Source organism: Rhizobium ruizarguesonis, from assembly GCF_017357285.1.
GTDB classification, from domain to species: Bacteria; Pseudomonadota; Alphaproteobacteria; order Rhizobiales; family Rhizobiaceae; genus Rhizobium; species Rhizobium ruizarguesonis.
The window spans coordinates 333166-344887 of the sequence record NZ_CP071681.1 but is presented as its reverse complement, the minus strand read 5'-3'; the positions used below and the strand labels follow the sequence as shown (position 1 = coordinate 344887).

10 protein-coding genes and 1 riboswitch are annotated in these 11722 nt (G+C 60.5%); of the genes, 5 read left to right on the top strand and 5 right to left on the bottom strand.

The features are described from left to right. Nucleotides 1-22 precede the first annotated feature (22 nt). The 3 genes from J3P73_RS32635 (at nt 23) to cydX (ending at nt 2987) form a co-directional block, all read left to right on the top strand. Nucleotides 23-1603 carry a cytochrome ubiquinol oxidase subunit I gene (locus J3P73_RS32635; RefSeq protein ID WP_130693476.1) on the top strand — a complete coding sequence of 527 codons (1581 nt, stop codon included), beginning with the start codon at nt 23-25 and terminating at the stop codon, nt 1601-1603. 6 nt (nt 1604-1609) lie between these two features. Next, nucleotides 1610-2764, top strand: a complete 1155-nt coding sequence (cydB, locus tag J3P73_RS32630) for a cytochrome d ubiquinol oxidase subunit II (RefSeq protein WP_130773282.1) — start codon at nt 1610-1612, stop codon at nt 2762-2764. 100 nt (nt 2765-2864) lie between these two features. Continuing rightward, the gene (gene cydX, locus J3P73_RS32625; protein WP_018069319.1) at nt 2865-2987 is read left to right on the top strand and encodes a cytochrome bd-I oxidase subunit CydX; all 123 of its coding nucleotides are present in this window, start codon (nt 2865-2867) and stop codon (nt 2985-2987) included. Between the two features lie 43 nt (nt 2988-3030). Here cydX and J3P73_RS32620 read toward each other — a convergent pair whose 3' ends face one another. The 5 genes from J3P73_RS32620 to J3P73_RS32600 all read right to left on the bottom strand — a co-directional run bounded on the left by J3P73_RS32620 (nt 3031) and on the right by J3P73_RS32600 (nt 9231). Further along, entirely contained in the window at nt 3031-5034 is a 2004-nt protein-coding gene (locus tag J3P73_RS32620; RefSeq protein WP_163884663.1) for an aldo/keto reductase, read from the bottom strand. A 38-nt stretch (nt 5035-5072) separates the two neighbouring features. Beyond that, complete coding sequence (locus J3P73_RS32615; protein WP_130705711.1) at nt 5073-6155, bottom strand: ABC transporter ATP-binding protein; 1083 nt, start codon at nt 6153-6155, stop codon at nt 5073-5075. 24 nt (nt 6156-6179) lie between these two features. Further along, nucleotides 6180-7016: a carbohydrate ABC transporter permease gene (locus J3P73_RS32610; RefSeq protein WP_130707128.1), complete on the bottom strand. Its 837-nt coding sequence runs from the start codon at nt 7014-7016 to the stop codon at nt 6180-6182. Then, nucleotides 7013-7873, bottom strand: a complete 861-nt coding sequence (locus J3P73_RS32605) for a carbohydrate ABC transporter permease (RefSeq protein WP_130764339.1) — start codon at nt 7871-7873, stop codon at nt 7013-7015. Before J3P73_RS32605 ends, J3P73_RS32610 begins: the two co-directional genes overlap by 4 nt. 83 nt (nt 7874-7956) lie before the next feature. Continuing rightward, a complete protein-coding gene (locus J3P73_RS32600) occupies nt 7957-9231 on the bottom strand; it encodes an extracellular solute-binding protein (RefSeq protein WP_075223652.1) in 1275 nt (424 codons plus the stop codon). Nucleotides 9232-9315: 84 nt separating this feature from the next. Between J3P73_RS32600 and J3P73_RS32595 the strand changes: the two genes are divergently transcribed. Both J3P73_RS32595 and J3P73_RS32590 read left to right on the top strand, forming a co-directional pair. After that, nucleotides 9316-10233, top strand: coding sequence for a helix-turn-helix domain-containing protein (locus J3P73_RS32595; protein ID WP_207580248.1), 918 nt, complete (start codon nt 9316-9318; stop codon nt 10231-10233). Between the two features lie 213 nt (nt 10234-10446). Continuing rightward, a riboswitch (guanidine-I (ykkC/yxkD leader) is annotated at nt 10447-10555 on the top strand. A gap of 74 nt (nt 10556-10629) precedes the next feature. Continuing rightward, the gene (locus J3P73_RS32590) at nt 10630-11703 is read left to right on the top strand and encodes a putative urea ABC transporter substrate-binding protein (protein ID WP_018069314.1); all 1074 of its coding nucleotides are present in this window, start codon (nt 10630-10632) and stop codon (nt 11701-11703) included. The last annotated feature ends 19 nt before the right edge of the window (nt 11704-11722 follow it).

Genomic DNA, 11722 nt, shown 5'->3' with positions numbered 1-11722 from the left:
GTGGGACCGTGGGAGAAAGACAATGGAACTAGATATCGTAGCGCTTTCGCGCTTCCAGTTTGCGCTGACGGCGCTTTACCACTTCCTGTTCGTGCCCCTGACGCTCGGCCTGTCCGTGCTCTTGGCGATCATGGAAACCGTCTATGTCATGACCGGCCGCCAGATCTGGCGGCAGATGACCAAATTCTGGGGCGGGTTGTTCGGCATCAACTTCGTGCTCGGCGTCGCCACCGGCATCGTCATGGAATTCCAGTTCGGCATGAACTGGAGCTACTACAGCTACTATGTCGGCGACATCTTCGGTGCGCCGCTGGCGATCGAAGGCCTGATGGCCTTCTTCCTCGAGGCGACCTTCGTCGGTCTGTTCTTCTTCGGCTGGGACAAGCTGTCGAAGGTCGGGCATCTCGTCGCCACCTGGGCGGTGGCGATCGGCTCGAATTTTTCGGCACTCTGGATCCTCATCGCCAATGGCTGGATGCAGAACCCCGTGGGATCGGCGCTCAATCCGCAGACGATGCGCATGGAAATCACAAGCTTTTTCGACGTGGTCTTCAATCCCGTCGCCCAGGCGAAATTCGTCCATACGGTGTCGGCAGGTTACGTCTGCGCCTCGATCTTCGTGCTCGGCGTCTCCGCCTGGTATATCCTCAAGGGCCGGCATATCGAACTTGCCAAGCGCTCGATAACGGTCGCCGCCTCCTTCGGCCTCGCCTCGGCTCTATCAGTCGTCGTGCTTGGCGACGAGAGCGGTTATCTCGCGACTGAGAACCAGAAGATGAAGCTCGCGGCAATCGAGGGCATGTGGAAGACGGAACCGGCGCCGGCGGCCTTCACCGCCTTTGGCTTCCCCGACCAGGAGGCGCGCGAAACGCATTTTGCCGTGCACATTCCCTGGGTCATGGGTCTGATCGGCACGCGCTCGCTGACGACCGAAATCCCCGGCATCGACAAGCTCGAACAGCAGGCCGAAACCCGCATCCGCGACGGCATCAAGGCTTACGACGCGCTGATGCAGATCCGTTCGCCACCGGCACAGCACCAGGTTGCGCAGGAAGTGCGCACCTCTTTCGAGGATCTCGGCCATGATCTCGGTTACGCTCTTCTTCTGAAGCGCTACGTCGACGATCCGCGCCAGGCGACCGACGAGCAGATCGTTCAGGCCGCGCGCGACACCATCCCGCACGTGCCGACGCTCTTCTGGTCCTTCCGCATCATGGTCGGTCTCGGTATGTTTTTCATCCTGCTGACGGCGACCTTCTTCTGGCTGTCGGCGCGGCGCCAGCTCGAAAAGTACCCGCTGCTTCTGCGGATCGCGGTGTTTGCCATTCCGCTGCCTTGGGTCGCCATCGAATTCGGCTGGATCGTCGCCGAGTTCGGCCGCCAGCCCTGGGTGATCGAAGGCGTGCTGCCGACGGCTGCTGCCGTCTCCAGCCTCGGCGCCAGCACGGTGCTTCTGACCATCATCGGTTTTGCGGCACTCTATACGACGCTGATCGTCATCGAGATGAGCCTGATGATCAAGGCGATCAGGCAAGGGCCGGAGCCGGACGACGAGCCGGAAGCCCATCTGATTTCCGAAACCCTCGTCCCGGCCGCGGAGTGACCTGCCATGATCCTTCACGAACTCATCGACTATGAAACCCTGCGTCTCATCTGGTGGCTGCTGCTCGGTGTATTGCTGATCGCCTTTGCGACGACAGGCGGTTTCGATCTCGGCGTCGGCACACTGCTGCCTTTCGTCGCCCGGACCGATACGGAACGGCGCGTGGCGATCAACACCATCGGCGCCACCTGGGAAGGCAATCAGGTCTGGCTGATCCTCGGCGGCGGCGCCATCTTTGCTGCCTGGCCACCGCTTTATGCGGTCTCCTTCTCGGGCTTCTATCTGGCGATGTTCGCGATCCTCTTCGCACTCATCCTGCGCCCGGTCGGTTTCAAATACCGGTCTAAGCGGGAAAGCGCCAGCTGGCACAGCGGCTGGGACTGGGCGCTCTTCGTCGGCGGTTTCGTGCCGTCGCTGATCTTCGGCGTCGCCGTCGGCAATGTGCTGCAGGGCGTACCTTTCCGCTTTGCCGACGATATGCGGATCTTCTATGAGGGCTCGTTCTTCGCGCTGCTCAACCCCTATGCGCTGCTCTGCGGCCTGCTTTCCCTAGCCATGCTGACGATGCATGGTGCGGCCTGGCTGGTGTTGAAATCGAGTGGCCCGGTCGCAATGCGTGCCAGAAGCTATGGCAGCATCGCCGCCCTTGCCGTTATCGTGCTTTTCGCACTCGGCGGCCTCTTCCTTTGGATCGGCGTCGGTGGCTATCGCATCACCAGCGATATCAGCCCGATCGGTCCCTCCAATCCGCTGCTGAAGACCGTGGCGCTGGAGAAAGGCGCATGGCTTGCAAATTACGGCGCTCATTCGTGGATGATCATCGCGCCCGTCCTCGGCTTCGTCGGCGCGGCACTGGCCTTCATTGCCATGCGGGCAAGGCGCGAGATCATGACGCTGCTTTTCAGCAAGGTGGCGATCTTTGGCATCATCTCGACGGTCGGCCTGTCGATGTTCCCGTTCATCCTGCCCTCCTCGCTCGATCCGCGATCGAGCCTGACGGTCTGGGATGCATCCTCCAGCCACATGACACTGTTCATCATGCTTGTGGTGACGGTGATCTTCCTGCCGATCATCTTCGCCTACACAGCCTGGGTCTACAAGGTTCTGTGGGGCAAGGTCGATGAGAAGTCGATCACCGATAAAAATAGCCACGCTTACTAGAGCGGCTCAGCAGAACCGCTCTAACCTTTTGTTTTTAAGCAATTCCGGACGGAAAACCGCTTCGCACTTTTCGTGGAATTGCTCTGAGGGAGATGAAACGATGTGGTATTTCGCATGGATCCTCGGCCTGCCGCTGGCCGCCGCCTTCGCCGTCCTCAACGCCATGTGGTATGAGCTGATGGACGACGCGGCCAGGAAGAAAGCTTCCGAGCTGCGCAAGTAGAAATGCAAAGGGCGCGGTTCAAACCGCGCCCTTTCCTGTTGCTTCAGCCTTCCAGCCACTTCACCTGTTCGGGTGTGAGCTTGATGTCGAGCGCCGAGAGACTGTCTTCCAACTCGGCGACGGTGCGCGGGCCGATCAGTGGAATGACCGGGAAAGGCTGGGCGATCACATAGGCGAGTGCGATGTGGATCGGATTGCGGCCGAGTTTGTTGGCAAGCTCGATGGCACGGTCGCGGCGTCCGAAGTTGCGCTCGGAATACCAGACCCGGACGATCTCCTCATCATCTCGCTTGTCGCGGCCGGCGCGGTCGGTAAAGAAGCCGCGGCCCTGGCTCGACCAGGCAAAGTTCGGGATCTGCTTCTCGTTCAGCCACTTTTTCCAGTCGTCATCGGAAGCGGCGACGCAGCCGGCCCAGATCGGGTCGAGCATCTCGGCGAGCGAGAAGTTGTTGGAAAGTGCTGCCGGCGCCGTCTTGCCGGTTTTTTCGGCATAGGCGATCGCCTCGTCGAAACGCGCCCGGGTCCAGTTCGAACCACCGAATATGCCGCGGATGCGTCCGCGCTTGACCTCCGCATCCATGGCATCGACGAACTCGCCGACCGGCACGTCGGTATTGTCACGATGCATGAAATAGATATCGACATAGTCGGTCTTCAGCCGGGAAAGCGACTGGTCGAGCTGCTTTGCGATCATATCGGGATAGCAGAGCGGCGAATGCGCACCCTTGCCGATCAGCACGATCTCCTCGCGCGGCACCTTTCGGCTCGTGTGCCAGTCGCCGAAGATCGCCTCCGTCTTGCCGCCGCCATAGACATAGGCCGTGTCGAAGGCATTGCCGCCGGCCTCATAGAAGGCGTCGAGCGTCAGCGAGGCGGAGGCAAAATTCGGGAAGAATTCGAAGCCGAGTGTCACCACCGAGGCCGGCTTGGAAATGCCGGGAATCTGACGCTGCGGAACGCTGTTGCCGCGCGCGACCGTGCCGCCAGCAATGTTTGCCGTGCGCTTGCTGGCTTTCTCCACGCCGTATTCAAGACCGACCGAGGCGCGCCACTGGTCGAGTACACGCAGGTTTCCGATCGAATCTGCCCAGCTCATGCCAGGAGAGCTGAATTCGGTCTTGCCGGCGCGGATGGCATCGCCGGCCGCATCCGCCTCGAAGGAATAGAGCCAGCGGTCCTCCCTCAGTTCGACGGTTTCTCGGCTGCCGCCCTTGAAGATTTCGATCTTGCCGACGCCGCCCTTATGGCCGGAGGCGAACCAGAAGTCCTGAACCTCGATCCGGCCCTCGGACCCGATGATGCGCAGCACATTGTCCTGCTGCGCCATGATCGAGCAGGAGACTTCGGCGATGATCTCGTTCGGGAACTTGAGCACGGCAGATGCCCATTCATCGACGCCGCTCTCTCCGAGATGGGCGACGCCCGAAACCTTCTCCGGTTCGAGGAAGGCCTTGCCCTCTGCGGCACCGGCGATCAGCCTGGCCATCGAGACCGGATAACCGCCGACATCGAGAATACCGCCGCCAGCAGTATCGTTGGCGAAAAGCCGGTGTTCCGGCTTGTAGCTGCCCATATTGAAGCCGAAGCTCGAGCGGATGATCCGAATGGTGCCGATGACGCCGCTTTTGACGAGCTCGACCAGCTTCTCGGTCTGCGGATGCACGCGGTACATGAAGGCCTCGCCGGCAAAGACGCCGACTTTTTTCGCCTCGTAGTAAACCGCTTCGGCATCATAGGCCGAGAGCGCGATCGGCTTTTCCACCAGGATGTGCTTGCCGGCGCGTGCCGCCTTGATCGCCCATTCGGCATGGCCGGTGTGGGGGACGGCGATATAGATCGCATCGATCTCCTTGTCGGAGAGCAGCGCCTCGTAACCATCGACGATGCGGGCGCCGGGGAAGTTTTCAGCAAGGCCCGGCTTTGCAGGATTGCGGGTGGCGATCGCCACCAGCTTCCCTGTGCGAGAATGAGCGACGCCATCGGCAAAGGTGCGGGCGATGGTGCCGGGGCCGATGATGCCCCAGCGGATTGGTTGATCTGAAGTCATGGAAAATCCTCTTTCGTCTTTCTGTCCTGGGATTTGGTTCAGCGAAGCCGTTTACCGGCGCCGTCGAAAAGGAATGCGCGGTTGGCGGGAAGGCCGACTGTCAGCGTTTCGCGATTGCCGGCGACGCGCGATTCCGGCCGCTCGATGATCAACTGCTCGGGGCCGATGGTGGCGTAGATATAACTGGTATTGCCGAGATGCTCGGCGACGTCGATGGTGACGGTGAGGTCGGCATCGCCCACGCCGGCATCGACGAAATGTTCCGGACGGATGCCGAGCGTTACCTTTGCGCCGGCTTCAACGGAATCGGCGACTGGCAGCGTCAGACGCGTATTGGCGTCGCTTTCCAGCGCGATCACCGCCCTGCCCGGCTGCGCCTCGAGCACCACGGCCTTCAGGAAATTCATCTTCGGTGAACCGACGAAGCCGGCGACGAACTGATTGGCGGGATCGTCGTAGAGGTCGAGCGGTGCGCCGATCTGCTCGATATTGCCGGCGCGCAGCACGACGATCCTGTCGGCGAGCGTCATCGCCTCCGTCTGGTCGTGGGTGACGTAGATCATCGTCGTGCCGAGCTGTTTGTGCAGTCTGGAGATTTCGACGCGCATCTGCACGCGCAGTTCCGCATCGAGGTTCGACAAAGGTTCGTCGAACAGGAAGACCTGTGGTTCGCGGACGATGGCGCGGCCGATCGCGACACGCTGGCGCTGGCCGCCGGAAAGCTGCTTCGGCCGCCGCTTCATCAACTCGGTGATCTGCAGGATCTCGGCGACATGGCGCACGCGCCGCTCGGTGTCGGCTTTCGGGTTGCCGTTCATGCGCAGGCCGAAGCTCAAATTTTCCTCTATGGTCAGGTGCGGATAGAGCGCATAGGACTGGAAGACCATGGCGATGCCGCGATCGGCCGGCTCGACGTCGTTGACGACCCTGCCGCCAATCTGAAGCTCGCCTGATGTAATGTCCTCGAGGCCGGCGATCATCCTGAGCAGCGTGGACTTGCCGCAGCCGGAGGGGCCGACGAAGACGACGAATTCGCCGTCCTTCACCTCCAGATTGGCGCCGTGGATGATCTCAAAGCCGCCGAAGCGCTTGACGATGTTGCTGAGTGAAAGCTCTGCCATGCAGCCTCCCGATTATTTGCCCGATTATTTGATTGCGCCGGCCGCGATGCCGGCGATGAAATGGCGCTGAAGAGCCACGAAGATGACGAGGATCGGCGCCGTCAGCAGTACCGCGCCGGCCATGATGCCGCCCCAGGAGACCTTGGTGAGGCCGATCAGCGTTCCCAATGCCACAGGCGCCGTCATCATCCCCGGTCTGGAATTGATCAGCAGCGGCCAGAGGTAATTGTTCCACGAGTGCAGAAAGAGAATGATCGCCAATGCCGCCATGGTCGGGCGCGCCAGTGGCAAGGCGATGCGCAGGAAGATCTGCCATTCCTTGACGCCCTCGACCCGGGCCGCATCGAAGAGCTCGCCCGGCATCATCGAGAAGGATTGCCGCATAAACAGCACGCCGAGCGAATTGAACAGTGGCGGCACGATCAGAGCTACCCAGCTGTTTGCCAGCTTGAACTCGCGCGCCACCATGATGAATTGCGGGATGACGACCACGGAGAAGGGAAGCGTGATCGTGCCGAGGATGATGGCGATGACGACGGAGCGGCCGACGAAACGGTAACGTGCCAGTGCCCAGCCGGCCATCGAAGTCAGCAGCACCGAGAGCACTGTATAGATCAGCGCCACGCCGATGGAGATCACCATTGCCCCGATGAAATCGGTATCGGCCTGCAGGTTTTTGAAGTTCTCGACGAAGTTGGTCGATGGCCAGAGCACGATGTCAGGGCTGAAGATGCCGTTGTCGGGCATGGTCGAGAAGACGAACATCATCCAGAGGGGAAACAGCCAGATTATCGCCAGCGGCGCCAGTGCGGCATGCAACGCGATCTGGCGCAGCAGAAGGGATTGCGATTTGGATTTCATTTCGGATCCCTCCCGACCCAGAGATTGAGAAGCGAGATCGCCACGGCGAGTGTCGCCATCGTATAGGCGATCGCCGAGGCGTAGCCGAAGTTCAGCGAGGTGAAGCCCTGGCGATAAAGCAGCAGGCCGAGGGTCTCCGTACCGCCGCCGGGACCGCCGCGATTGGTGATGAGGAAGGGCTCGGTGAAGAGCTGCATCGTGCCGATCACCGAGAGCACCACGCAAAAGAGGATGATCGGTTTCAGGAGCGGCAGGGTGATGTGGAAGAACTGCTGGACCTTGCTCACCCGGTCGAGTGTCGCTGCCTCGTAGACATCATCGGGAATCGACTGCAGGCCGGCGAGGATGATGATGGCGTTGTAGCCTGCCCAGCGCCATGTGACGGCAAGGATGATCAGCGCCATGGCGGCATTCGCGTTGTCGAACCAGGAGACCGGGCTGAGACCGACGGCCGAGATCAGCTTGTTGATGATCCCGAAATCGAGGCTGAACATCAGCCGGAAGACGGCAGCATAGGCGACCTCGCCGACGACGACAGGCGCAAAGAAGGCGAAGCGGAAGAGCGGCCGCGCTTTCAGCAGCGGCGAATTGAGCATTACGGCCATAACAGTCGCAAGCGCGATCATCACAGGCACCTGGATCACCAGGATGATCAGCGTATTGTAGAGAGCGTTGTAAAAAGCCGGGTCATAGAAGAGCCGGCCCCAATTGGCCTGAAAACTGAATTTCCACGGATTGATTCGTGTGTTCTGAAACGAAATCAGGAACGAATTGATGATCGGCCAGACCCAGAAGGTGGCAAAGACCAGCAGATAGGGGGCGAGGAACGCATAGGCGCTCCGGGTTCTGAACGGCATCAAGCCTCCTCCTCACGAACGAATGACCGGCCGCTTTGCAAACCGGGGGAAAGCCGGGCGCCTGAAGCGCCCGGCATCGTCATTCATTGCGCGATCGGAAGGCCGGTCGCCGATGCGATCTGGTTGGCGGCATCGTCGAGAGCCGCCTTCGCATCGGGATAGCCGCCAGCGAAGAACTTCGTCTGCGTTGCCTTGAAGATGGCTTCGGCATCGCTCTGGAAGGCGGTGCCGCGGCTCGGCACGATCTTCGGCAGTGTCGCCAGAATATCGGCCCAGACCTTCTGGCCGCCCCAATAGGGCTGCGGCTCATTGACGAAGGGATCCTTCTCGGCCGAAAGCAGCGACGGGACCAGACCGAATTCCTTCAGCATGGTGATCTGGCCCTCATCCGTGCCGAGGGCGTAGTTGACGAATTTCCAGGCGGCTTCCTTATTCGCGGATGTCGCCGAAATGGCGAGCGACGAACCGCCGAGATTGGCCGCATGCGGGCCATCGGCCGTCAGGCTCGGCATTCTGTAGACGCCCCACTTGCCCTTGAGATCGGGAGAGGTCGAGCGCACGGTGCCCTCATACCAGCCGCCATACAGCTGGCTTGCGGCCTTGCCGGCGGTATTGGCCTGGATCTTTTCGTCCCAGTTGGCCGACGTCAGCGTCCCGGCATCCTTCATCTCCTTCACCTTTTGCAGCGAGGCGACGCAGGCCGGCTGGTTGATGGTGATATTCTGGCCGTCGGTCGAGTAGTAGCCGCAGCCCTGTTCGTTAGCGATCATGCGAAACCATTCGCTGTCGCCGTTGAAGTCGGCCTGCGCCATGACGACGCCGGGATTGGCGGCGGAAATCTTTTTGCCGGCAGCGATGAAATCGTCCCAGGTGCTGATCGTGCTCGGATCGACGCCGGCCTTTTCGTAGAGATCGCGGCGGTAGAAGACGGCGACAGGACCGGAATCCCACGGCATGGCATAGGCGACATCGCCGACTTCAAGCTCGGTGCGCTTGAAATCTGGGAATTTCGCCTGGATATCGGCCGTGTAGCCGAGCTCCTTCAGATTGGCGAAGCAATCCGGGAAACGGCTCCAGAAGATTTCAGCCTCGAAATTCTCGATGCTGACAATGTCAGGCAAGCCGTCGCCGCCGGCAGCACACGCTGCGAGCGTCTTGTCGAAGACCTGGCTGTTGCCGAGGTCCTCGACCGTGATTTTGATATCGGGAAACTGCTTGTTGAAGCCTGGAAGCGTGGATTTCAATGCCGATGCGGCAACATTCCAGCTCCAGATGGTGAGATTGGCCGACTGCGCGTATGCGGAGCCGGAAGCAAGCACTGCGACAGCTGCGGTCGCAGCGAGAAGTTTGAAGCGCATTGAAAATCCTCCCTTTTCAATTGCCGATCTTACGAACGCGGTTAAACTATCTGGAAGGGAGCGGGTGTCTCCTAAAAAGGGAACATGAATTTGGCGGAAAGTAAGATCGGCACACGTGCAATCTACCAGCCCGGCGCGAGCAGCATCGAGGGTTTGCCGACAGCGCTCCAGATGTTTCATGCCCATCCGCCTGTCATGGCCATGCCGCACTGGCATGCGCAGGTCGAGGTCAACTACGTGATGCGCGGCACCGTGCACTACCGGATGAGCGACCACGAATTCCGGCTGGACGCCGGCGAAATGTGCCTCTTTTGGGGTGGTCAGCCGCATCAGATGGACGAATCCTCGGATGATTCGCTCTATGCCGGCGCCCATCTGCCGCTCGTCTATTTCTTCCGGCTGCGCCTGCCGATCAGCGTTTCCAGCCGGCTGATGAAGGGCGAGACGCTGCTGACCTCGGCAACGGATGCCGCCGACAGCGAGAACTTCACCCGCTGGTTCCGCTATGCCAACTCAGGCGATCCCGCAAAGGCCCAGCACGCCGTCGACGAACTGCTGCTGCGCATCGAGCGGATCGCGCTCGAACCCTATTCGATGACGTCGCAGGCGGCCATCAATCTCGACGGCGATCACCCGTATCCGCATTCCTCGCGCAGCGTCGCGCGCATGTGCGATTTCATCGCCGCCAATTTCCTGCACGACATCGATTCGGTCGATATCGCCCGCGCCGCCGACCTGCATCCGAAATATGCGATGAACCTTTTCAAGCGATCGACCGGCATGACGCTCAGCAAATATGTGACGCTGCTGCGGCTGTCGCGCGCCCAGGCGATGCTGATGAGCGAGGGCGCCAATGTGCTGCAAGTGGCGATGGACAGCGGCTTCGGCTCGATCAGCGCCTTCAACAAATCCTTCCGCCACATCGCCGGCATGTCACCATCGGACTTCCGCCGCGATATCCGGCTGGTGACGACGATGCCCTCCGGCGCTTTCCGCAACTAGCTCAGGGCCAGCCGCAATTCGGCGTTCTGGTGCGTCTGTCTGCGACTTGTTTTTCACTGGGTAAAAAAGAACCAACGCCTAAGGTGGCGGCAGAATACGCACATTTTCTGTGCAAGTGCATGCACTATTGCATTTTCCAGGAAATTGGTGCCATCGCACTCTCAATAAAATCAATGATTTATAATTTGGCACGCACTTTGCTTCGATAGTTGCAGAGTTGGTGGCTAGGGTTCCGGCGTCGCAAGGCGTGGCTGGTCCGAGAGCTACCACCGGCAGGGGAGACATCCCGCCGGGTGCACGGCGGGACAAAAGCCCGGGAGACCTCGTAAGCCAAGGGATTGGCGGCACGATGGTCATTGCCGATCCCTTTTGAAGAAAAGCAAAAGGGGAATTTCAATGCAGACTTTTTCGAAGATTCTATCGATTACCGCGCTGACGGCGTCCCTGGCGCTGGGACTCGGCTCCGTCGCCAAGGCCGAACAGAAGACCGACTTCAAGGTCGCCTGGTCGATCTATGTTGGTTGGATGCCCTGGGGTTATGCTGCTGATCACGGCATCGTCAAGAAATGGGCCGACAAATACGGCATCAAGATCGAGGTCACCCAGTTCAACGACTACGTCGAATCGATGAACCAGTATACAGCAGGCGCCTTCGACGCCGTGACGCTGACCAACATGGACGGCCTGTCGATCCCGGCTGCCGGCGGCGTCGATACGACAGCCGTCATCGTCGGCGACTTCTCGAACGGCAATGATGCCGTCATCCTGAAGGACAAGGCGAGCCTTGCCGACATCAAGGGCCAGAACGTCAATCTCGTCGAATTTTCCGTCTCGCATTATCTGCTTGCCCGCGCGCTCGAAAGCATCAAGCTGACCGAGCGTGACGTCAAGGTGGTCAACACGTCCGACGCCGATATGGTCGCCGCCTACAAGACGGCAGATGTCACCGCCGTCGTCACCTGGAACCCGCTGGTCTCGACCATCCTCGAGGATCCCACGGCCAAGAAGGTCTTCGACAGCTCGCAGGTGCCGGGTGAGATCATCGACCTGATGGTCGCCAATTCAGGCGTGCTGAAGGACAATCCGAATTTCGGCAAGGCGCTCGCCGGCATCTGGTATGAGACCGCAGCACTGCTGACCGCCGACAGCGCCGACGGCAAGGCTGCCCGCGAGGCGATGGGCCAGGCATCGGGCACCGATCTCAAGGGTTACGAGTCCCAGCTTGCCGTCACCAAGCTGTTTGCCAAGCCGGCCGATGCCGTTGCCTTCACCGCCTCGGCCAGCCTGCCGAAGACGATGGATCTCGTCCGCAACTTCCTGTTCGAAAAGGGCCTGCTCGGCAATGGCGCGCCATCGGCCGACGTCATCGGCATCGAAATGCCGGATGGCAAGATCCTCGGCGATAGCGGCAACGTCAAGCTGCGCTTCACCGAGACCTACATGAAGGCAGCCGCCGACGGTTCGCTCTGAGCGATGTCCAAGCAGCGGT